The sequence below is a fragment of the Glutamicibacter sp. NPDC087344 genome (assembly GCF_044744225.1).
GTDB lineage: Bacteria > Actinomycetota > Actinomycetes > Actinomycetales > Micrococcaceae > Glutamicibacter.
The window spans coordinates 454,087-474,595 of the sequence record NZ_JBIUXY010000001.1; the positions used below are offsets into that span (position 1 = coordinate 454,087).

At 61.9% G+C, this 20,509-nt stretch carries 20 protein-coding genes and 1 pseudogene; 8 read left to right on the forward strand and 13 right to left on the reverse strand.

The window, feature by feature from the left end; all coding sequences use genetic code 11:
• The first annotated feature begins 47 nt into the window (after positions 1-47).
• Together ACIOWL_RS01980 and ACIOWL_RS01985 are read left to right on the forward strand one after the other, a co-directional pair.
• Positions 48-986, forward strand: coding sequence for an ADP-ribosylglycohydrolase family protein (locus ACIOWL_RS01980; RefSeq protein ID WP_400381024.1), 939 nt, complete (start codon positions 48-50; stop codon positions 984-986).
• A gap of 57 nt (positions 987-1,043) precedes the next feature.
• Positions 1,044-1,535: a hypothetical protein gene (locus ACIOWL_RS01985; RefSeq protein ID WP_400381026.1), complete on the forward strand. Its 492-nt coding sequence runs from the start codon at positions 1,044-1,046 to the stop codon at positions 1,533-1,535.
• Here the strand turns inward: ACIOWL_RS01985 and ACIOWL_RS01990 are convergent.
• From ACIOWL_RS01990 to ACIOWL_RS02005, 4 genes are all read right to left on the reverse strand, one after another.
• On the reverse strand, positions 1,532-2,533 hold the full coding sequence (locus ACIOWL_RS01990; protein WP_400381029.1) for an exonuclease domain-containing protein: 1,002 nt from the start codon (positions 2,531-2,533) through the stop codon (positions 1,532-1,534). The two genes, ACIOWL_RS01985 and ACIOWL_RS01990, sit on opposite strands and share 4 nt — an antisense overlap.
• A 323-nt stretch (positions 2,534-2,856) precedes the next feature.
• Positions 2,857-3,552: a hypothetical protein gene (locus ACIOWL_RS01995; RefSeq protein WP_400381032.1), complete on the reverse strand. Its 696-nt coding sequence runs from the start codon at positions 3,550-3,552 to the stop codon at positions 2,857-2,859.
• Entirely contained in the window at positions 3,549-4,466 is a 918-nt protein-coding gene (locus ACIOWL_RS02000; protein WP_400381034.1) for an ABC transporter ATP-binding protein, read from the reverse strand. The genes ACIOWL_RS01995 and ACIOWL_RS02000 overlap by 4 nt, the downstream gene beginning before the upstream one ends.
• A 38-nt stretch (positions 4,467-4,504) precedes the next feature.
• Positions 4,505-4,837 carry a GntR family transcriptional regulator gene (locus tag ACIOWL_RS02005; RefSeq protein WP_400381037.1) on the reverse strand — a complete coding sequence of 111 codons (333 nt, stop codon included), beginning with the start codon at positions 4,835-4,837 and terminating at the stop codon, positions 4,505-4,507.
• Between the two features lie 364 nt (positions 4,838-5,201).
• Here ACIOWL_RS02005 and ACIOWL_RS02010 point away from each other — a divergent pair, with 364 nt between their 5' ends.
• The 3 genes from ACIOWL_RS02010 to ACIOWL_RS02020 are packed head-to-tail and all read left to right on the forward strand — an operon-like array spanning position 5,202 to position 8,436.
• Positions 5,202-5,852: a DUF4956 domain-containing protein gene (locus ACIOWL_RS02010; RefSeq protein ID WP_400381040.1), complete on the forward strand. Its 651-nt coding sequence runs from the start codon at positions 5,202-5,204 to the stop codon at positions 5,850-5,852.
• Positions 5,849-6,622 carry a polyphosphate polymerase domain-containing protein gene (locus ACIOWL_RS02015; protein ID WP_400381043.1) on the forward strand — a complete coding sequence of 258 codons (774 nt, stop codon included), beginning with the start codon at positions 5,849-5,851 and terminating at the stop codon, positions 6,620-6,622. Before ACIOWL_RS02010 ends, ACIOWL_RS02015 begins: the two co-directional genes overlap by 4 nt.
• Positions 6,623-6,633: 11 nt before the next feature.
• Complete coding sequence (locus ACIOWL_RS02020; protein ID WP_400381046.1) at positions 6,634-8,436, forward strand: CotH kinase family protein; 1,803 nt, start codon at positions 6,634-6,636, stop codon at positions 8,434-8,436.
• Between the two features lie 120 nt (positions 8,437-8,556).
• Here the strand turns inward: ACIOWL_RS02020 and rdgB are convergent, their stop codons facing one another.
• The 7 genes and pseudogenes from rdgB to clpS all read right to left on the reverse strand — a co-directional run bounded on the left by rdgB (position 8,557) and on the right by clpS (position 13,419).
• Positions 8,557-9,192, reverse strand: a complete 636-nt coding sequence (rdgB, locus tag ACIOWL_RS02025; protein ID WP_400381049.1) for an RdgB/HAM1 family non-canonical purine NTP pyrophosphatase — start codon at positions 9,190-9,192, stop codon at positions 8,557-8,559.
• Positions 9,189-9,923, reverse strand: a complete 735-nt coding sequence (gene rph / locus ACIOWL_RS02030) for a ribonuclease PH (protein WP_400381052.1) — start codon at positions 9,921-9,923, stop codon at positions 9,189-9,191. The genes rdgB and rph overlap by 4 nt, the downstream gene beginning before the upstream one ends.
• Positions 9,924-10,008: 85 nt before the next feature.
• Positions 10,009-10,452 (reverse strand): PACE efflux transporter, encoded by a 444-nt coding sequence (locus tag ACIOWL_RS02035; RefSeq protein ID WP_400381530.1) that lies wholly within the window; start codon positions 10,450-10,452, stop codon positions 10,009-10,011.
• 381 nt (positions 10,453-10,833) lie between these two features.
• A pseudogene (locus tag ACIOWL_RS02040) lies at positions 10,834-11,628 on the reverse strand (MBL fold metallo-hydrolase); the annotation flags it as partial.
• The gene (gene murI / locus ACIOWL_RS02045) at positions 11,625-12,548 is read right to left on the reverse strand and encodes a glutamate racemase (protein ID WP_400381055.1); all 924 of its coding nucleotides are present in this window, start codon (positions 12,546-12,548) and stop codon (positions 11,625-11,627) included. The pseudogene ACIOWL_RS02040 and the gene murI, both read right to left, overlap by 4 nt.
• 5 nt (positions 12,549-12,553) lie before the next feature.
• A complete protein-coding gene (locus tag ACIOWL_RS02050; RefSeq protein WP_400381058.1) occupies positions 12,554-13,132 on the reverse strand; it encodes a DUF2017 domain-containing protein in 579 nt (192 codons plus the stop codon).
• A gap of 2 nt (positions 13,133-13,134) precedes the next feature.
• A complete protein-coding gene (clpS, locus tag ACIOWL_RS02055; RefSeq protein ID WP_400381060.1) occupies positions 13,135-13,419 on the reverse strand; it encodes an ATP-dependent Clp protease adapter ClpS in 285 nt (94 codons plus the stop codon).
• Between the two features lie 144 nt (positions 13,420-13,563).
• Between clpS and ACIOWL_RS02060 the strand changes: the two genes are divergently transcribed.
• A complete protein-coding gene (locus tag ACIOWL_RS02060) occupies positions 13,564-14,862 on the forward strand; it encodes a nicotinate phosphoribosyltransferase (protein WP_400381063.1) in 1,299 nt (432 codons plus the stop codon).
• Between the two features lie 82 nt (positions 14,863-14,944).
• Positions 14,945-15,538: an isochorismatase family protein gene (locus ACIOWL_RS02065; RefSeq protein WP_400381065.1), complete on the forward strand. Its 594-nt coding sequence runs from the start codon at positions 14,945-14,947 to the stop codon at positions 15,536-15,538.
• Positions 15,539-15,581: 43 nt separating this feature from the next.
• Here the strand turns inward: ACIOWL_RS02065 and ACIOWL_RS02070 are convergent, their stop codons facing one another.
• Positions 15,582-17,348 carry a DEAD/DEAH box helicase gene (locus ACIOWL_RS02070; RefSeq protein WP_400381067.1) on the reverse strand — a complete coding sequence of 589 codons (1,767 nt, stop codon included), beginning with the start codon at positions 17,346-17,348 and terminating at the stop codon, positions 15,582-15,584.
• A gap of 59 nt (positions 17,349-17,407) precedes the next feature.
• Complete coding sequence (locus ACIOWL_RS02075; protein WP_047118761.1) at positions 17,408-17,659, reverse strand: DUF3039 domain-containing protein; 252 nt, start codon at positions 17,657-17,659, stop codon at positions 17,408-17,410.
• Positions 17,660-17,957: 298 nt separating this feature from the next.
• Between ACIOWL_RS02075 and ACIOWL_RS02080 the strand changes: the two genes are divergently transcribed.
• A complete protein-coding gene (locus ACIOWL_RS02080; RefSeq protein ID WP_400381069.1) occupies positions 17,958-20,480 on the forward strand; it encodes a hypothetical protein in 2,523 nt (840 codons plus the stop codon).
• Positions 20,481-20,509: the final 29 nt, after the last annotated feature.

Below are 20,509 nucleotides of genomic sequence, written 5' to 3' on the forward strand. Positions count from 1 at the left end.
CCACCTTATGCAATCACACCGACACAAAGGACATTAGACTTGGAGATGTGAATGAAACCGGTGAAATTGCACTCCTGCCAGAGAACTACTCAGACAAGGTGTTCGCCATCCTGCTCGGCCTGGCCGACGGCGCAACCCACGCCCGCGACGACATTGATCCCGGGGCCACCGAGATCCTCCCGCTCTATCTGGCGGACGGACTTCTTGAAGCCCTTGAATGGGCCAATGACGGTGTCGCCAGCGACGAAGCGGCCTGCATGTGGCTCGCAGCACTGCGCAGCTACAACAAGCTGACCGGATCCTTCCCGGAGAATTCCCCTCAGCCGCTGAACCGCTGGATCGACGAGGAATTCACCCGAGTGGAAATCTTCGAAACCATCCATCAGGGCGACCCGCTTAACCTGTCCGGGCTGAACTCCGTGGATATGGGACAGGCCGGGCGTCCGACCGGTGTTGGCGCGGATTCAACCGGTGTGCTTCCGCGCGCCGCGATCGCCGCCCTGCTGGGCCGGGTTCCGGTGAGCACCACCGCAACGTTGGCCCGCTCGGCCGCTTTCCTCACGCATGACAAGCAGGCCGCCGAAACGTGTATTGCCGCGGCGAAAATCATCCGTTCTGCCATGGAACTCGGAGAAGAATCAGCCAGCGAATGGCCCGAGCTTCTTGAACCCCTAGAGGGCGTCGCGGCCGATGCCTTGCGTGAGATCGTCTCGCGGATCGCCGCAGGCATCGGATTGTCTCCAACGGCCGCCTACGATGCGTACTTCGCAGAAGACAACGAGGAAGAAACTTCAGAGGAATCGGATATTGTCGCGGCTCCGGCCGCCGCCGAGGTCGAGGTGATCCGCGATCCGGAGGTTGATGCCTACGCGGTGGCGCTGCTGACCGCCATCCACGGCTCGGATGCGGTGGGCGAGCGTCCGGCCAGCGCGCTGGATGACATCATCTCCGAACTGCACGACCGCTGGATGGCACTACTCGTCTAACCCGCTCAATCCACCGAATCAGGCGCTACGCACCGGGGTGCGTAGCGCCTGATTTTTGTGGTTCTGCCGCTGGGTTATCTACTGGTGGTGGTCGATGGCGCGGTGCGCAGCCCCGGGGCAAAACTGAGAAATGCGGCCGCGGCCCCGGCCATTGCCAACCAGAGGGCAGTGTCAAAAACGGATTTCAGGACGTTCCCGCACTCGCCTCCCGGCGAATTGAGACCAAACGCTCCAGCGGAGATGCCGCACGCGGCGCCTTGGAAGGAGAGCGGGAGCAGTAAAGCCACCACGGCGGCGGCGCTGAACAACACCGCTGCCGCGCCGATGCAAACCCCGCACCGGGCCATCCGGGCTCGTCGAGTTAACCAGATCAGCAAACACGCAACGAACAGCAATCCGGCCAGCAACAGAATCAGAGACGCCGGTGGTTGGGATAAAAAATCAATCATGCACGACGATTCGTCAAAGGGATACGTTGCTGCCAACCTATCAGCTTCAACACGCGCTGACGATGACCCCAGCCATGTTCGAGAAGAATTAATTTACTAGGCGGACAGCCCGAATCCGCCAACCATTTGCAGGAATTCTCCTTCTGAAATGATTGAAACCCGTTGCCCCTTTTCACGCAGGCGCAACACATGTTTGGCCTTGTTCGTCAGGCGCCCGGTGGCCAGGTCTTGCGGGACGAACCCGTCGCCTATCACCAGGGCGGTGGTGGCACGGGTGACTCGAGACGCTGATTGGGCACCGTATTGGGCGGCCATCTCCTTGGCCTGCGGGCGTGGCAGGCTCAGATTGCCGGTAAACACAATCACTTGCCCGTACAGCGGATGGCTGGGATCGGAGTCCAGATTCGGTACAGGGTTCAGTCCCTCCTGCGGCCAGCTGTTGAATGCGTCCTGCGGCGGCAATGGATTACCGGAAGCGAGCCAGCCTTGCGCGTCACGTGTGGCCCGCGACAGCTCGTCACCAGGTTTCCATTCCTGGGTCAGCCCCATTCCCACCCGGTAGTGATCAGCGGTCTGCAACACGGAGGTAGAACCGCTGCGCTGGGCGATATCGATCATGGCCCAGGCACAGGCCACGGAGTCGGCGAGCGCCTCGTGGTGATTTTCGATGGGGTGCCCGGCTTCCTCGGCGACGAATGGCAGCGAGTAGCTGGGCAGGTCATAGGCTTTGCGAGAAAGCTTGACGGTGCACAGGTGAGCGATCTGCGGCACAAACAGTTCACTGGCCTCGGAAGCCGCCCGGATCACCCCGGAATCAAAAGCGGAGTTGTGGGCAATCATCACATCTGAGCCGATGAATTCCAGCAGGTCGGCAAGCTTCTCATCCACCCGCGGGGCATCCTGCACCATGTCCGGGGTGATGTGATGGATGGAGACGTTACGCGGGTCGAAATGGTCAAACCCGGCCGGGGGCTTCATCAGCCACTGCTCGGTCTCAACAATTCGCCCGGAGCGTACCTTGACCAGGCCGACCGAACAGGCCGAGCCGATAAATCCGTTTGCTGTCTCAAAATCTACTGCTGTGAAGTCCAATGCCACGCCAAACAGTGTACTCTGCTTTGCCGTTGCCGGTTGCGCAGAACACCTCTGCACACCGGCGAAAGCCGAACCTATCCCCCTATGGCCGCAGGGGTAGGAACGCGAGCACCAGTCGCTATGCCCCGAGGTTGATTCAAGAGCTGACCAGTGCGCTCTGGTAACCGCCGCAGTCGATCAAGGCGCGGAATCGCGCTCTACGCCCTTTCAAGACGCAAGACATCTCACATTTTGAATCGCCAGGAGCTGACGCTATCAGCAACACCTCGGGGACCTGCTGTTGTTTACAGCAGGTCCCCGAGGTGTTTTGTTGTGCTCGACGTATTCTAGGCGGTTGCCTTGCGCAGGGTCAGGTAGGAAGAGCCAGCCAAGATGACGGCGAGGCCGGCGCCGAGGGCCGTCACCCCGGCCGCGGTCCAGGCGGCCAGCCAGCGCCCAACCTGTGGCCAGGTTTCGGTCATTGTAATCAGCGCGATCGCACCGAGTATCAGCAGCCCCAGACCGATGCAGAATACCAAGACGCCGGTGGTCCTCCAGCGCATGTACAGTGTTGCGGCGAAAAAGCCGACCATGAAGAGCAATACCATCAGGATGAAGTAGAACAGGATCTGGATCAGCCAGTTGTTATCGGCGATCCATTGCAAGGCGAAGAACTGTCCGTCCACACCCCAGCCGCCGGTGGCTACTTCAAGCAGGCCCATCAGGTAGTAGAACACCGCCAGGACCAGCGCGCAACTTCCAAACAACGCCAAGGTCCCTAAGTAGAAGCTTCTCCGGGAGACGCTCATTGCCATGGCGAAGGGGAAAGTCAGGGTCAGGGCTTGGATGCCCAAGGCCAGGAAGTACCACATGGGTGCCTGCGCACCTCCGCCATACAGTACCCCTTCGGCTCCGCCGCGACGCACCAGGTACCAGATGGCCAGGGTGAAAAGAAATGATCCTGCCAGCACGATCAGCGGGATTCCGATGAAGGTCCACTTATTGATCAGTTGCATGCGTGCGACCTTGATGATGCGGCTCATTTGATGGCCTGCCTCTCGGTAGTCTGTGCCTGGTCCATGTCTGAATTCAGCGTGCTGCGGACCACCAGCTGCTGGAGTGATACCGGGCTGAGTTCCAGGCCCAGGATGTGAGCCCGCTCGCGTTGCTCGGCGGTCAGGCGGCCGCGAACCGAAATGCTGGCCAAGGAGCCCAAGGAGTCGCGGTGGATGACCGGGTACCCGGAAATGAATTCCTCAACCTTTTGCGCTCCGCCGGTGACGGTGAAGGCCGCGCCTTGGAGCTCTTCGGCTTCTGCATCGACAATGATCTTTCCTTGATCGATCACGATCACGTGTTCCAGGAGGTTGGCGACCTCGTCGATGAGGTGGCTGGATAACACGATCGTGCGAGGGTGCTCGGCGAAGTCTTCAACCAGGCGGTCATAGAAGATCTGCCGGGCCACCGCATCCAATCCGAGGTACGGCTCGTCGAAAAAGGTGATCTCGGCGCGTGAGGCCATCCCGATGATTACCCCCACGGCCGAGAGCTGGCCGCGCGAAAGCTTTTTGATGCGTCGTTTCACCGGCAGGTTAAAGGCTCGCACCAGTTCTTGGGCAAACTCTTCGTCCCAGTTTTCGAAAAAGAGCGAGGCTGCGCGGAAGGCTTGAAGAACCTTGAAGTCATCCGGGTATTTTTGCGATTCACGGATGAAACACAGCCGGGACAGCGTCGCGTCGTGTTCAAACGGTGTGTGCCCGAAAATTTCAGCAGAGCCTTGGTCGGCGAAGTTCTGTCCGGTCAAGATGGACATCAGCGTCGTTTTGCCGGCCCCATTGCGTCCGAGCAGTCCGTAGATTCGATTCGGCGCCAGGCTCAGGCTGACACCGTCCAGTGCCCTGACATCCCTGTAGGTTTTGGTCAGGTCCCGGGTGGTAATGGCTGGTGTTTCACTCATTGCTCATTTCCTGCCTGTAGCTTTTCTCGCCGGCGGCGTTAGCCGACCGAGGTTGATTTGATCATGGCAATTAGTTCATCCATCTCGATGCCGAGCTTGGCCGCTTCGGCGGTCAAGGGGGTGATGAACTGATTGGCGAAGTGTTCACGGCGGCTGCTGCGCAGTTTGGCCGGCGCCCCCTGGGAGACAAACATCCCGATACCCCTTTTTTTGTATAGCAGTCCTTCTTCGACCAATTGATTAATCCCCTTGGCTGCGGTGGCCGGATTAATTCGATAGAAGGCGGCGAACTCATTGGTGGATGGAACCTGCGAATCTTCGGCCAGGGTTCCGGAAATGATGTCATTCTCGATCAGTTCGGAAATCTGCATGAAGATCGGTCTGGAATCATCGATCACCTTTGCTCCTCTCCACACTCGAACCCGTTCGTTGCTTAGTGGGTTCGTTACTCATGTAACTAACCATAGAACCAATGCACCCAACGCGCAAGAGTCCAAGGCGCAGGGATTCTAAGAATTTTCAAACTAATCGCTCAAGCAAAATCGGCCGAACCCCAAAAATCCGCGGAACTTCAACGATTTCGCTCACAGGAAACTCCTCCCGTGGAGGTTTCAATTACCGGTTCTGACTTGCGCCTTAGCCGATTCACTCAGACACCAAAGATTTCACACAGACACTGCTACAAAGCTAAAGACAACCCCCTTTTCGAACTACTTCCTCCAAGGATTGACCCTCATGAACATCTTGCTTTTTGCGGTGGTGGACCTGCTTGCCATCGCGGTGCTGACCATCTGCCTGTACCTCCCCCGCCACCGCCGTCGCGATCTGGTGGTCTCCTACTTCGGTATCAACATCGGCGTTTTCGCCGTAGCCACCGCGCTGTCCGGGAGCACCGTGGGAATCGGCATGGGCATGGGGCTGTTCGGAGTTTTGTCGATCATCCGACTCCGTTCGACCGAACTTGAACAGCACGAAATCGCCTACTACTTCTCGGCCCTGGCCATCGGCCTGATCGCCGGCATGGCCCCCAGCCCGCTCTGGCTTCCGATCGCCCTGATCGCACTGATCCTCGCGGTCATGTTTGTGGCCGACAGCTCCAAGGTGCTGCCCCGCTACCGTCATCAGGAAGTCATTCTGGACCGCGCGCTGACCAACGAGGCAGAGCTGCACGCCTACCTTTCCGCGGCGCTCAACGGCGCACAAATCCACCAGTGCACGGTCCAGCAGGTGGACCTGGTCAACGACAAAACCATCGTCCGCGCTCGCTTCTCCGCAGTGGATAGCCCGGTAATGGAGAACACCGCACTATCCCGGACCGGCGCGCTTCCAGCCACCAACTCGCTGACCGCAGAAAACCACGAAGTCATTTCCCAGGAGTCACGATGAACTGGACCCAGCACCTGCCAAGCATCTCGCTCGAAGAACTCAACGAAAGCGCGGCCCTGCAGACCCGGGTCGACCGCAAATACATCCTCTCCGCAGACCAGGCACAGGTATTGCTGCCGCAGCTGGCTTCCGGAGCCCAGGTACTCCAGATCGATGAGCTGCGTTCATTCAACTACTCCTCCGTCTACTTCGACACCCCGGAGCTGACCAGCTACCACCTCGCGGCCCATCCACGCAGGCGCCGTTTCAAGATCCGCACCCGCAGCTACCTCGATACCGGTGCATGTTTTCTTGAGGTGAAAACCGAAGGCGCCCGAGAGCAGACCGTCAAGGAACGGATCGAACACAACCTCGGCGAGCGCAGCACGCTGAACGCCGAATCCCATGACTACGTCGAGCAGACCCTCGCCCACGAGCTGGGCGACTGCCCCATCGATGTCACCGAGCTGGCCCCGGTCCTCGAATCCTCCTACCGGCGAACCACCCTCTACCGGGCGGAGACCAACAGCCGGGTGACCGTGGATGAGAATCTCGTCTGGGCCGACCCGAGGTCCGGTTCGCTGCTTCACTGCAACGAGGTGGTGCTGGAGACCAAGTCCGCCCTCAACGCCGGTGAAGTCGACCGCCTGCTGTGGCGTCACAATGTTCGCCCCTCACGCATCTCGAAGTTCGCCACCGGGTTGAGCCTCTTGCAGACACATTTGCCGGCCAACCGCTGGCATCGCACCACCAAACACAAAATCACCACCGAGTTTTCCCTTCAGGATTAGGAGCACGGCACATGTATCCCCGCGATAAATTCACGCGTTCGGCACCCGACGGCCCCAGACGCAACACCCGCAGCTTGATGACCATGGCCGCCACGCTGTCCATCGCCGCTATGGCCCTGGCCGGATGCAGCTCAATCAATGGCGCCGCGGCATCCAGCAGCGTGATCAACACGGAGATCAGCGCCGAAACCGCAAGCTTCTTCAACAGCGACAAGGTCCACGAGATCAGCGTCGAGGCAGACGAAGACGAACTACAGAGCCTGCTGGAAGCCTACGAGTCCGATCAATCCAAAGAATGGATCAGCGTCAACGTCACCATCGACGGACAGACCTTCAAAAATGTTGGCCTGCGGCTGAAGGGAAACTCCACCCTGCGCCAGGCCGACACCAGCTCCGATCCGCAGGATCTGCCTTGGCAAATCCGGCTGGACAAGTTTGTCGACGGGCAGAGCTACGCTGGACGTTCACAGTTTGTGATCCGCACCAACACCTCGGAAACTTCGCTGAATGAGGCGGTAGCGCTGGCACTTCTAGGTGAGGCCGGACTGGCCACCGAGCACGCCGCCGCCACCCGCTTCACCCTCAATGGCTCCGATGCCCAACTGCGGCTGGTCATCGATAACCCCTCGGATGAGTACTACAGTTCAGAAATGTTCAGCGGCGAGGGCATCACCTACAAGGCCGATTCCACCGGCGACTACTCCTACCGGGGCGAAAACGGCAGCGATTACGCAACCGCATTCAGTGTGGAAGCCGGCGCCGATGACCTCACCCCCATCGCCGAATTTTTGGACTTCGTGAACAACTCCTCGGATGAGGATTTCGCGGCGCAACTCTCCGAGCACTTGGACGTCGACCAATTCGCCACCTACCTGGCCATGCAGGATCTGGTCTCCAACTCAGATGACATCGACGGACCGGGCAACAATTCGTTCCTGCGTTACGACACCGCCAGCGGCACCATGACCGTGGTCGCCTGGGACCAGAATCTCTCCTACGGCGGCATGGGCGGCGGAGGCATGGGGGCCGGCGGCTTCGGGGGCCAGGGCGGCGCACCCGGCGGCGATAACGCAGGCGGCGGCCGCGGCTTCGACACCGATTCGATGCTCGAACGCTTTCTTCCCGATGATGCGGACCTCGACGCGGCCAAAACCCTGATTGCCAAAGGTGAGCTCCCAGAGGGGGCGGCCCTGCCCGAAGGCACCACGCTCGCCGATGGCACCACCTTGCTGGACGTGCTGAAACAGTTGGCCGAGGGCGAGATGCCCACCGGGCTGAACATACAGGGAATGATGGGCCAAGGACCGGCTCAGGGCGGTGACATGCCGCAGATGCCAGAAGGCCAGGCACCTGGCGCCGATGCGGGAACCGGCACCCCGGATACGCAGGCCGATGGCACCACCCAGGAGGAGGGCACCACAGATGCGAATACCGGCACCGAAGCCCAGGGTGGACGCATGGGCGGCGGCTCAAAGAGCAACGCATTGGTCACCAGGTTCTTGGCCAATGAAGATTTCAAGGCCCAATACGAACAGGCCAAAACCGATCTCACCGCGAAACTCTATGATTCGGGAACCGCGCAGAAGATCTTGGATACCTGGAGCGCACTGCTCACCAGCGAAGCTGGCGACATGGTTGACGCCGACACCGTGAGCACGGAGGCGGCCAAGATCAGCGCCTTCTTCACCGCGGATTCAACTTCCGGAGCTGACCAGTCCACGGGCCAAGTGCCAGGCCAGGCCCCTGGGCGCGGCACCAAGGAGGAAGAATCCACCGAAGGTTCGGCCTCCCCTAGCACCCCTGAGCAGTCCTAATCGCCGCACCGCGTGCACCACACGCGTGAATGGCAAGTTCCACCCACAAAAAACCGGCACCCCCAACGCCTTGCGCATCGCGGGTGCCGGTTTTCGGTTTTCGGTTTTCACCGCCGCACGTTACCGGGCAGCGAGCGCCTTGCTCACCTCGTCGATGATCACCGGCAGCAACGCGGTAAAGGCGCGGGCACGGTGAGAAATAGCGTTTTTCTCCGCCGGGGTATGCTCGGCCATGGTTTTCCCAGAACCCTCGGGTTCAAAAATCGGGTCGTACCCGAATCCGTGCGATCCGGCACGCTCGGTACGCAATACGCCGGCAGAACTGCCCAACTCGACAAATTCGGCACCTGCCGGAGTCGCCAGGGCGGCGGCGCACACAAACTGCGCCGCACGATGCTCACTGCCAATATCCCCCAGCTGCGCAAGCAACAGGTCGATGTTCGCCTCATCATTGCCGTGCACCCCGGACCACCGGGCGGAAAAGATCCCCGGAGCCCCGCCCAGCACGTCAACACTCAAACCTGAGTCATCGGCCAGCGCGATCAGGCCGCTGGACGCGGCAACCTCGCGAGCCTTCTTCAGTGCGTTGCCGGCAAATGTCACCTGGTCTTCCACCGGGTCGCTGGCCCCAGCAGTAGCCGCGTCGATCACCTGGGTGTCAACGTCTAGGCCCGGCACCTTGCCCCTCAGCAGCTCGCGCAGTTCACGCAGCTTGCCGGCATTGTGCGAGGCCAGAACCAGGACTGGTGCACTCACTGGGCAGCCCGCAGGGTTTCACGCTGGATCTGGGCCAATTCGTTGGTGCCGGCCAGCGCCAGGTCGAGCAGCGCGTCCAGCTCTGCACGCTTGAACGGCACACCCTCGGCGGTTCCCTGGACTTCAACAAAGTCTCCGGCCCCGGTGACCACAACGTTCATATCGGTCTCCGCGCGCACGTCTTCCTCGTACGGCAGATCGAGCATTGGGGTACCGTCGATGATCCCCACCGAAATGGCGGCCACCGAGTCGGTCAGGACCTTGGCGCCCTTCTTCAGAATTCCTTCACCACGAGCCCATTCGATGGCTTCCGCCAAAGCGACGTAGGCTCCGGTGATCGCCGCGGTCCGGGTCCCGCCGTCGGCCTGCAAGACATCGCAGTCCAACACAATGGTGTTTTCACCCAGTTCCTTGGTGTTCACCACCGCACGCAGCGAGCGGCCGATCAACCGCGAAATCTCATGGGTGCGACCCGAAAGCTTGCCCTTGACCGATTCGCGCGAGTTGCGGGTGTTGGTGGCGCGTGGAAGCATCGCGTATTCAGCGGTGACCCAGCCGGTCCCTTCACCCTTCAACCAGCGCGGAACCCCTTCGGTGAACGACGCGGTGCACAGCACACGCGTGTTGCCGAATTCAATCAGAGCCGAACCTTCGGCCTGGGCGGACCAGCCGCGGGTGATGGTAATGTCTCGAAGTTGCGCGGCACCTCGGCCGTCGGCACGTAAAGTCATGATTCCATCCTATCCACTAGCCGCGCTCGCCCCAGACACTGGCACCGCGAGGCAAGAATCTTCTGCCGGGTTTTCGGCCACACCGCTAGGAGCCGGCGGCCTGTGACTGATCCTCAGCTGCCGGCAGCTTCACCACGGCACGCGGGACGAGCTTGTCGAAAACCCAGGCGAACACGAAGGTGTAGATCAAGAAGAACAGCAGCAGGCCCGCTTCCAGGACCAAGGCCTCCAGGATCGTGACCCCCAGGATGAATGCCAGGATTGGAACCAAAATCACTACCAGCCCGCCCTCAAAACCCAATGCGTGGGCAATTCGGCGGCGCAGTGTACGCTGGGTGTTCTTTTGCCGCTGTTCCCACGCGTCAAAAAGCATGTTGAACACGTAGTTCCAGATGAGCGCCACCACCGAAGAAACCACGGCGACGGTGGATGAATGGGCGCCGGAAAATCCCAGAAGCGACAGGCCGAAAGTTGTGGCAAGAATGGCGATCAGTTCATAACTGAGTACGTAAATGACCCTGCGAAGCATGGCGGACACGAAAATCTCTCCAAAAAGTAGCTGCCACAGGAAGTCCTCTACGAGGTTTCGCGTCCATGGTCGATGAATATGCCAGGCAAGGCAACGGTTTGCATCTTGGCCTGTTCACCCTAGGCTAGCACGCACCGCGCACGGTGGCATCAACTGGTTATTAAGCTCACCAGCTACCGGTTAACCAACACAAACCTGGCACAAGGCCGGGTTTGCGATAGGTAGGAAGGCTGGCTACTTTTTGCGTTTAAGCAGCGGAAATTTGCGTGTCTTCTCGTATTTGATCGTCGGCAGCGTGCCGGTGGGGGTGGCCACGTAGTCGGTCCCGAGGTCGCCCTTAAACAGCTCCGGGTCCTTGCCGTCTTTCAAGCTGCCCGAATACACCCCGTAGGTGACACCCGAAACGGCCACGGCGATCCCACGGTCATAGGTTTCCTTGGCTTCCTCAACAACCTTGTTGATGTCGGTCCATACCGGAATGTGGGTCAACAGCATACGTTCAGCCTTGGCCGCGGTAGCCATCTGCCCGGCACGTTTGCCAGTCAGGTGCACCCCGTCGATGTTGTCGTCGCGCCCTTCTTCGAACGCGGCCTCGCACAGGAACATATCGGCATTGTGCGCCGCGTCGATCAGCCCCTGGCAGGTATCGGTATCACCCGAATAGGTGAGCACACTGGTCAGCGTCTCGCCCTCCGGGGTTGGTTCGCGGGCTTCCACCCGCAGCGCGTACGCCTCTTCAATCGGATGGCGCACCGGGTACGGGGTGATGGTGAACGGCCCCAGGTGTACCGGCTTGAGCGGTTCCCAGACCTGGAAGTTATAGTCCTGGTGCATGGTGTCGCCTTCGGGCAGGCCGTAGGCGGTTTCAATGCGGTTCGCGGTGTCGGCCGGACCGTGCACCAGCATCTTTTCGCGGCCCCAACCGGCCGGATCCCAGCGGATCGCCACGTGCAGGCCGCACAAATCCATGCAGTGATCCGGATGCAGGTGGGAAATCATGATCCCATCAATGTCTTTTAGGTCGGTGTAGCGTTGCAGCACACCCAGCGCGCCGGACCCCAGATCCAAAAGGATCTTCCAGTCGCGTGTTCCATCAAAAGCCGACACCAGGTAGCAGGACGCAGGAGATCCCGGCCCCGGAAACGACCCGGTGCATCCAATGATGGTCAGCTTCATTCGGTTCTCGCTTTCGACGCGGCAACCATTTGCGGGGTAATCCGCGCAATGGCTCCTGTCGGATAGTGGGCGGCCACATGGTCCACATGACGCACCTGAAGTACCTCGGGACCGAGGAATCGGCGTGCCAGTACCCCAAAGCTATCAGCGTTGCCCGTCGCAAGGAATTCGTGACGCGCCGTTGCACCGTCTTCACGTACTAATGAGTGCCGGGTCAACGCCCTGAACGCATCCTTGGCCGTTTCCTCCGCGGAGGACACCAAGGTGACCGAATCTCCCATGACATAGGAGATCACACCGGTCAGCAGCGGGTAGTGGGTACAGCCCAAAATCAGCGTATCCACCCCCTTGTCCTGCAACGGTGCCAAATACTCTTCGGCAATACCCAGCAGTTCGGGCCCCGCGGTGATGCCCGATTCAACAAATTCGACAAAACGCGGGCAAGCCACGGAGGTCACTTCGAGGTTAGGCGCCGCGGCGAACGCATCCTCATAGGCCCGCGACCCCACGGTGGCTTGCGTTCCGATAATGCCGATTTTCCCGTTTTTGGTGCCCGCCACCGCGCGGCGCACGGCCGGCTGAATCACCTCAACCACCGGGATGCCGTACCGGGCGGTGTACCTTTCACGGGCGTCGCGAAGCACCGCCGCGGAGGCCGAGTTGCAGGCGATCACCAGCAGCTTCACCCCCGAATCAACCAGCTCATCCATCACACCGAGTGCATTGGCACGCACCTGGGCGATGGGCAGCGGACCATAAGGCGAGTTTTTGGTATCGCCGACGTAGATCAGCGACTCCCCCGGCAACTGGTCGATGATCGCTCGGGCGACGGTCAACCCGCCAACACCGGAGTCGAAAATGCCGATCGGGGTATCTGCATCCGGCGCGGAAACCTGCCCGGTGGCGAAAAAAGAATTCACGTGTTCTAGTACTCCGCATCCATCAGCGCGTGCATCAAGGTGTCCTGCACCCAAGAGACCAGGTTGTAAACCAGGGCCAGGTATTTCTGCGGCGTATCCACATCGCGAGCGTCATTAACCTGGGCAATTCGTTCGGAATCCTGGGCGCTGCGGATCTCCAAGCGCTCGGAAAGCACCAGCCGGACATCATTCAGGGCCTGGGCAAACCGTTGGGCCCCGGCGGAGTCAAGCACGATCTTCTCGGTTTCCAGCAGGAACTGGGCTTCACGCAGCCGACCGATTTTTTGGGTGATCAAATCCGACTCGGTCAACCGGCGGTGCTCCGCGGCGAGCTTCGGGTCAGCGCTGGCATCGGGCAGCAACCGCGCCAAGGCGGGATCCTCGATCGGCGGCAGCTCCAGTTCGGCCGGACGGATCCCGGTCAGCGCGTACAGCGGGTCGATATCCTCGGGGAGCTCGTGCACCTCGGCACGCTCGTCGAGCATCTGGATGATATCTGCGAACAATTCGCGCAGCAGCTTGCGTTCGGAGGAATTCAGCGACCCGGTAATTCCCCGCGGCCCGCGCTTAAAAGGCTTCGCCACGCCTAGGCCCCCTGCGTCATGGTGGCCTGCAGGCCAAAGCCGTGCATTGCCTGCACGTCCGACTCGATTGCCTCGCGCGCCCCGCTGCGTACGGTGCAGAACCCGTCGTGGTGCACCTGCAGCATCAGCTTGTCGGCCTTGTCGGGGCTGAAACCGAAGTACGAGCGAAATACGTAGGATACGTAGCTCATCAGGTTCACCGGATCGTTCCACACGATCAAACGCCAAGGGTTTTCGGTGGATTCACGGATCTGCGGGGTGGAAAGGACGTCGGGCATTGCGGTCATAACCCCATTTTACTCCCGCTGGCGCAGCGCCACGCGGAAGTGCACAAATCACGGCACGGCCACCAGCCGTTATACAGTACAAAGTGGTTCACCTCATCGGGTGCCGCCACTTAGCCACAGCACATCCACGATTCAGGAGCGTTCATGCGCACCAGCCTCTTCACCGACCACTACGAGCTGACCATGTTGCAGGCCGCCCTGGCCTCTGGCGCGGCGCACCGCCCGAGCGTGTTTGAAGCTTTCGCCCGCCGCCTGCCCGAGGGCCGGCGTTACGGTGTGGTCGGCGGCACCGGCCGCCTGCTGGAGGGGCTGGCCGACTTCCACTTCGAGGATCACGAGCTGAAACACCTCAGCGATCACAAGGTGGTGAACGCCGAAACCCTGAAGTACCTGGAGAACTTCCGGTTCACCGGCACTATCACCGGCTACGCGGAGGGCGAGCTGTACTTCCCGAACTCACCGCTTCTCACAGTCGAATCCAGCTTCGCCGAGGCCTGCGTGATCGAGACCTACCTCCTGTCGATCATGAACCACGACTCTGCCATCACCTCCGCGGCCTCGCGGATGATCGCCTCGGCCGGCAACCGGCCGTGCATCGAGATGGGTTCGAGGCGCACCCATGAGGAATCCGCCGTCGCCGCGGCCCGCGCGGCGATCATTGCCGGGTTCGCCTCCACCTCCAACCTCCAGGCCGGGGCCCGCTACGGGCTGAAGACCGTTGGCACCTCCGCCCACTCCTTCACGCTGCTGCATGACACCGAGCGCGCGGCCTTCCAAGCCCAGGTCGATTCGCTGGGGCGCGACACCATTTTGCTGGTGGACACCTACGACGTGGAAAACGGGGTGCGCACCGCGGTGGAGGTGGCCGGCCCCGAGCTCGGCGGGGTCCGGTTGGACTCCGGAGACCTGGTGCAACAGGCCGGCTGGGTCCGCACCCTGCTTGACGATCTGGGCAACTGGAACACCAAAATCACCGTCACCTCCGACCTGGACGAATACGCCATCGCGGCGTTGGCCAGCGCCCCAGTGGACTCCTACGGGGTGGGCACGGCCCTGGTGACCGGTTCCGGGCACCCAACCGCCTCGATGGTTTACAAGTTGGTCGCCCGGCAGAACGATGCCGGCGACTGGATCCCGGTGGCCAAGGCCGCGGCCAACAAGGCCAGCGTGGGCGGGCGGAAATACGCGGTGCGCGAGCTGAACGAGCGTGGCCGCGCGGTCAGCGAGGTCATCTCCACCACCGAGTACGCCACCGGCGGCCCCCAACGAGACCTGATGGTTCCACTGGTGGTCAATGGCGAGGTGGACCAGTCATTCGTCGGCGCCGACGGAGTTGCCAAGGCCGTGGTCCGGCACCAAGAATCGATCAAGGAAATGCCCGGCGAAGCCCGTAAATTGCAGCGCGGGGAGCCGGTGATTCCCACCATCATGGTGCGAAGCTGACCCGCACCGGCCACCCACCGAGTTCACAGCGGTGTGCGCTAGCATTTCACCCATCGATCGACACATCCCCAAGGAGGCTGCCATGAACCGCGCCCTGCTGATCATCGACGTGCAACCGGATTTCTGCGAGGGCGGTGCGCTGGCCGTGACCGGCGGGAACCTTGTGGCGGCCGGCATTGCCCAGGATGTGCGTACCCGGCGGGAAGCCTACACCGCGGTTCTCACCACGCAAGACTGGCATATCGACCCCGGAACGCACTTCTCGCAGACCCCGGACTATGTCGATTCCTGGCCGGTGCACTGTGTGGCCGGCAGCCCCGGCGCCGCCCTGCACCCCCAGCTGGCCGGGCTCAAGCCGGATGCCCGATTCGCCAAGGGGCGGTTCGCCGCCGCCTACTCGGGGTTCGAGGCGCATTTCTTGGACCCGGCCGCCCCGCACGCCGACGAGTCGGGCATCCTGCTGGGCGATTGGCTGCGCCAGCACGGCATCACCGCGGTGGATGTGGTGGGGCTGGCGGCCGATCACTGCGTACGCGCCACCGCGTTGGACGGTGCCGCCCAAGGTTTCGCCACCACCGTGCTCAGCCCGCTCACGGCCGCGGTCTCGCCGGAGAACATGCCGGCCATCAACGACGAACTGCGCGCCGCCGGGGTGACCGTGCTGACCCTCGGCTAGGCTCCAGCCGGGCCGGATCCGGCCCGGCTGCCCGCGGCAGCTCTCAGCTGCGCCCGACGAACCAGTCGGAGAGTTTGTCCAGACGCGCCTGCAGCTGGTCGGCGGTTGCCTGCGGCACGGCCGGCCCGCCGCACACGGTACGCAGCTTGGTATGTATCTGCGCGTGCGGAGTGCCGGTGCGCGCCGACCAGGCGGACACGTTTTTGGACAGCTTGGCCCGCAGGTCCATCATCCGGCGGTGATCGGAGACCGGTGCCGGTTTCGAGGCGCCGCGGCTGATCTGCTTGTTCTGCTGGGCGCGCAACAGCTCGGAAACCTGCTCGGTGTCCAGCAAGCCCGGGATACCCAAAAAGCCGAGTTCCTCATCGCTGCCGATGTCCGCCCCGGTCCCGAATTCGCCGCCATCGAACAAGACCCGGTCGAAGGACGCCTGCGAATTCAGCGCCTCGAATTTGTTGCGGTTCAGCTCGTCGCTGGCCTTGTCCTCCTTGTTGGCTTCTTCCAGCAAAGAGTCGTCCAGGCCGTCCTCGGGTTTCTCGCCCTCCCGGTCCAACGCGTGGTCGCGCTCGACTTCCATCTCATTGGCCAGCGCCATCAGCACCGGCACCGAGGGCAGGAACACGCTGGCCACCTCGCCGCGTTTGCGGCTTCGCACAAAACGCCCAACGGCCTGCGCGAAAAACAGCGGCGTGGAAGTGCTCGTGGCATACACCCCGACACACAGGCGCGGGACGTCGACACCTTCGGACACCATGCGCACCGCAACCATCCAGCGCGAGTCGGAAGCGGAAAATTCGTCGATCTTCTGCGAGGCCTTCGGGTCGTCGGAGAGGATCGTGGTGACCTTCTCCCCGCAGATCGCCTCCAGCTGGGTAGCGTACCCGCGCGCATCCTCGTGGTCGGTCGCGATGATCAGGCCCCCGGCGTCCTTCACGGTGCGCCGAACCTCGGACAAACGTCGATCCGCCGCCTGCAGCACCGAGGGGATCCAGTCCCCGTGCGGGTCCAGCGCGGTTCGCCAAGCGTGCGCGGTGACGTCCTTGGTGAAACCCTCGCCGAGGTTCGCTTCCATTTCCTCGCCGGCCGCCGTGCGCCAGCGCATGTTGCCCGAGTACGCCATGAACAGCACGGGGCGCACCACGTGGTCTGCCAGCGCGTTGCCGTAGCCATAGGTGTAGTCCGCCTTGGAGCGGCGGATGCCGTCACCCTCGTCGACGTACTGCACAAAGGGAATGGGGGCCGCGTCGGAGCGGAACGGGGTACCGGTCAGCGCCAGGCGCCGGGTGGCCGGCTCGAATGCCTCGCGGATGCCGTCGCCCCAGCTCAAGGCGTCACCGGCGTGGTGCACCTCGTCCATGATCACCAAGGTGCGCGCGTTTTCGGTTTTCGCGCGGTGCACCGCAGGTTTCAGCGCCACCTGGGCGTAGGTCACCACAATACCCATGTAGTGCGAGCCATGGCGTCCGTCGGAATTCTTGTAATTCGGGTCCAGTGCGATGCCCACCCGTTCGGCGGCATCGGCCCACTGCTTTTTCAGGTGGTCGGTGGGCGCGACAACAATCATCCGGTTGATTTTGCCGGAGTCGATCAGCACCTTGGCCAGGCGCAACGCGAACGTGGTTTTACCCGCGCCGGGGGTAGCCACAGCCATGTAGTCCCTGGGCTCGGACTCGAAGTACTTGGCCAGCGCTTCTGCCTGCCAGGCGCGAAGTTTCGGCCCGGTTCCCCAGGCCGCACGTTCCGGATACGCTACCGGCAGCTTGTCTTCCAGTGGAAGTTTGTCACCAAAGTCAAAAAGTGTCTCGGTCATTTACCCTTTTCCCGGCCGCGTACAGATCTGTGAGCAAGTGCGTGCGTCGAACGCCGCAACTACCCCATCAAGGATTCGTAGATCTCCTTGCATTCCGGACACACCGGGAACTTCTTCGGGTCGCGGCCCGGGGTCCAGACCTTGCCGCACAGGGCAATCACCGGCTCGCCGGACAACGCCGACTCCATGATTTTGTCCTTCTGCACATAGTGCGCAAAACGCTCATGATCGCCGGCCTCAACACTTTGAGTAGTCTCGGTACGTTCGATCGTGGCCGTGCCACCGCGGGTTTCTTCAGACTGTTCCACCATGCCTTCCAGTCTAATACGTACGACGCTTTCGTGGGGCGCCCAGCCGTGGGAGCTTGTCCACATCACCTGCCCCTTCCCCGTACTTCGACGCCACCCCGGCCCTCGATTCCACCTAGTCATGCACCCTTTGACCGGCGTTCGACCACTTCGAAGCCGTCGCCGCCCACCGTGGCTTTCCGGTCAGTGCCGTGTCCCACATCCACGTCCGGTTCAGCTTTCACAAAAAAGTTTTTGGTGTTTGTCCACAATCCGCACCCACCCCACCACACCCACCACCTGGGCATCGTTCACTAGAGTCATGAACAGCGCACTGGCCCAAGGCCTGAACACCCTGAACGAGGTCCTCGAACACCTGGACCCGTCCCTCGATGGCCTCTGCCTGTCCGGAACCAGCCTGCGCACCCTAGCCACCACCCTGCTCGACACCCTCGCCCTGCTGCGTGAATCCCTGGCCACCACCACCGACCCCAGGCTCGCCCTGGAACTGGCGTCCACCGCGCAACACCTCGGATTCGAAGCGTCCCGCATGGAACTGGTCGCCGCCGAACGAGCCAACGCGACCGCCGCCCACACCCTGGCCCAACGTGAGCTCGACACCCTCCGGGAGCACCCGGCAGACACCAGCACCACCCCGGTGCGTTCGACCGGGCGTAACTGCTACCGCAACCCCGAGGAACTCCTTGCCGCGTGGGGCCGCATCCCCTACGCCCACACCCACCGGATGGTGGCTGACGCGTTGGATTTGGTGGGTCGCAAAGACTTCACCGGCGCCAGGGTGCCCCCACGGTTTGAGCATTTGTCCGTATTGTTGTTCACCCCGGGCATGGACCCGGCCGCGGTGCGGGCGGTGAGCCGGAAACTGGCGAAGGTGGAACCCGCGGATCTGACCTTTGAAGGCGCTGCGACGTCTCCGACGTTGAGGCATGCTGATGGGCGTACCGTGGAGGAACACGCTGCTGAGGTCCTTGCGGATGAGTTCATTCCGATGGCGGCGGTGAAGAAGGTTTCGACCCTGATTTTGGAGGCGATTAACAAGGGTGGTCCGGTTCCTCCGGCGTCGTTGCGGCGGGGGCTGTTCGCGTTGCCGATTCGTAGCCCGTATTTCCGGGAGTTTTTGCTGCGGTTGTCGACGGCGGAGGGGGCGTGGGTGGATTCGTGGTGTGCTTCGGCGAGTAAGGCCAGTACGCGGGCGGGTCGGGCGGCGCGGAGGAATCCTGCCAGTGCTGCTCCTTCCCCGCCTGCCGGGTCGAGCACCGGGAAGGGTGGCCGGTCTGGTGCTCCGGTGCCGGGTGATTCGTTTTTCAGGGATCCGGCGGATAATCCGAACCAGCCTCCTGCTGGTACTGCGGGCACGGCTGGCGCTGCGGGTCCGCAGGACCCCGACACCAGCACGAGCACGAGTGATGCTGGCACGACCGGTAGCGCGAGCAATGTGAGTAACGCCAGCACGGCTAACAACTCTGAGACCGGCACGGGTGATTCTGAGGCCGGCTCAGCCACCAGCGGCATGAATGATGCTGCCCCAGCCACCAACGACACTACAGAAGCTGGGAACAGCACCGCAGAGGCCGCGGAGGCTGAAAACGGCACGGCCGCCAGCGGCACGAGCAGTTCTGAGACCGGCACGAGTGATTCTGAGGCCGGTTCAGCGAATAACAGCACTGCAGACGCTACGGAAGCCGAGACCGGCATAGACAGCAACAATAATCGCACTACGGATACTGCGAACAGTGCCGGGACCGGCACGGCCAGCTCTGAGACCGGAACCACCGACTCTGAGGCCGGTTCAGCCAACGGCAGTACGAGTGATGCTGAATGCAGCACCGCAGAGGCCACGGAGGCTGAAAACAGCACGGCCACTAGCGGAACCGGCACGACCGGCGCTGAGTCCGGTGCGAGCACCGGAAATAACACGACTGAGACTGGGACTGACTCGACCGCTGGCACCACTGAGACGGAACCGGGATCGGTTCACGGAGCAGGCCCCGACGGTCAAGGAGCCTGGTCCATCCAAGACCTGCTCCCAGACGACGCGGAACCGTTCTCCTGGGATGATGATGACCTGTTCATTCCCGAAGCGACCCCGCCCGAACGGGCGTTGAACGCGTTACTGGAGATCCTGCTGGACGCGAACGACCCCGCTAGCGGCCCCGTCAAAGATGGTGGCGTGAGCGTCCAGGGTGGCGTGCCGGTCCAAGGTTCACTTTTCGACCCAGACCCAGACCCAGACCAGGAAACTGATCCGGACACCGGACCTGTGGATGGGGCACCCCCTGCCCCGCCGCCGCGGAAGTCGTCGAGGCTGCGCCCGGTCGTGGTCGCCCACATGATGATCGATGACCTGAAAGATTTGGCCAGGTCCACCGCGCAGACCGCTCATGGGGTGGATTTACCTCCGGCGGCGTTACGAGAGTTGTTGTGCCAGGCGGATCTGATTCCTGCGGTATTCAACGCCGAGGGCGTGTTACTGGATTTTGGGCGGGCGCAACGGTTTGTGCCTAAGGTGCTGCAGCGTGCGGTGTTGGCGCGGGACCGGTATTGCCTGGTGCCGGGGTGTTTGGCGAAGGTTGAAGTGCTGGAGTTCCACCATACTGATCCGTATGCGTTGGGTGGGCATACCCGGTTGGATCGGATCGTTCCGGGGTGCAAGAGCCATCATATTGAGTTTGATCATGGGGTGGTGAAGGTTGTGTGGGTGAGGGGGTTGCCGTGGGTGTTGTTGCCGAGGGATCGGGATCCGGTGCAGCGGTTGCGGCGTAATTACAGTCCGCCGGGGGTGCCGACGAGTATTGAGTTACCCGAGGAATTCTCAACCGGTTGACTCTGGCTCACAGCAAAAGGGTAGGAGCC

Bases quoted from the DNA above. Each gene is read 5' to 3' on its own strand.
- ACIOWL_RS01995 (WP_400381032.1), bottom strand. From the start codon at position 3,552: ATGAGCCGCATCATCAAGGTCGCACGCATGCAACTGATCAATAAGTGG.
- ACIOWL_RS02000 (WP_400381034.1), bottom strand. From the start codon at position 4,466: ATGAGTGAAACACCAGCCATTACCACCCGGGACCTGACCAAAACCTAC.
- ACIOWL_RS02005 (WP_400381037.1), bottom strand. From the start codon at position 4,837: ATGCAGATTTCCGAACTGATCGAGAATGACATCATTTCCGGAACCCTG.
- ACIOWL_RS02010 (WP_400381040.1), top strand. From the start codon at position 5,202: ATGAACATCTTGCTTTTTGCGGTGGTGGACCTGCTTGCCATCGCGGTG.
- ACIOWL_RS02015 (WP_400381043.1), top strand. From the start codon at position 5,849: ATGAACTGGACCCAGCACCTGCCAAGCATCTCGCTCGAAGAACTCAAC.
- ACIOWL_RS02020 (WP_400381046.1), top strand. From the start codon at position 6,634: ATGTATCCCCGCGATAAATTCACGCGTTCGGCACCCGACGGCCCCAGA.
- rph (WP_400381052.1), bottom strand. From the start codon at position 9,923: ATGACTTTACGTGCCGACGGCCGAGGTGCCGCGCAACTTCGAGACATT.
- ACIOWL_RS02035 (WP_400381530.1), bottom strand. From the start codon at position 10,452: ATGCTTCGCAGGGTCATTTACGTACTCAGTTATGAACTGATCGCCATT.
- clpS (WP_400381060.1), bottom strand. From the start codon at position 13,419: ATGACCGCAATGCCCGACGTCCTTTCCACCCCGCAGATCCGTGAATCC.
- ACIOWL_RS02060 (WP_400381063.1), top strand. From the start codon at position 13,564: ATGCGCACCAGCCTCTTCACCGACCACTACGAGCTGACCATGTTGCAG.
- ACIOWL_RS02065 (WP_400381065.1), top strand. From the start codon at position 14,945: ATGAACCGCGCCCTGCTGATCATCGACGTGCAACCGGATTTCTGCGAG.
- ACIOWL_RS02070 (WP_400381067.1), bottom strand. From the start codon at position 17,348: ATGACCGAGACACTTTTTGACTTTGGTGACAAACTTCCACTGGAAGAC.
- ACIOWL_RS02075 (WP_047118761.1), bottom strand. From the start codon at position 17,659: ATGGTGGAACAGTCTGAAGAAACCCGCGGTGGCACGGCCACGATCGAA.
- ACIOWL_RS02080 (WP_400381069.1), top strand. From the start codon at position 17,958: ATGAACAGCGCACTGGCCCAAGGCCTGAACACCCTGAACGAGGTCCTC.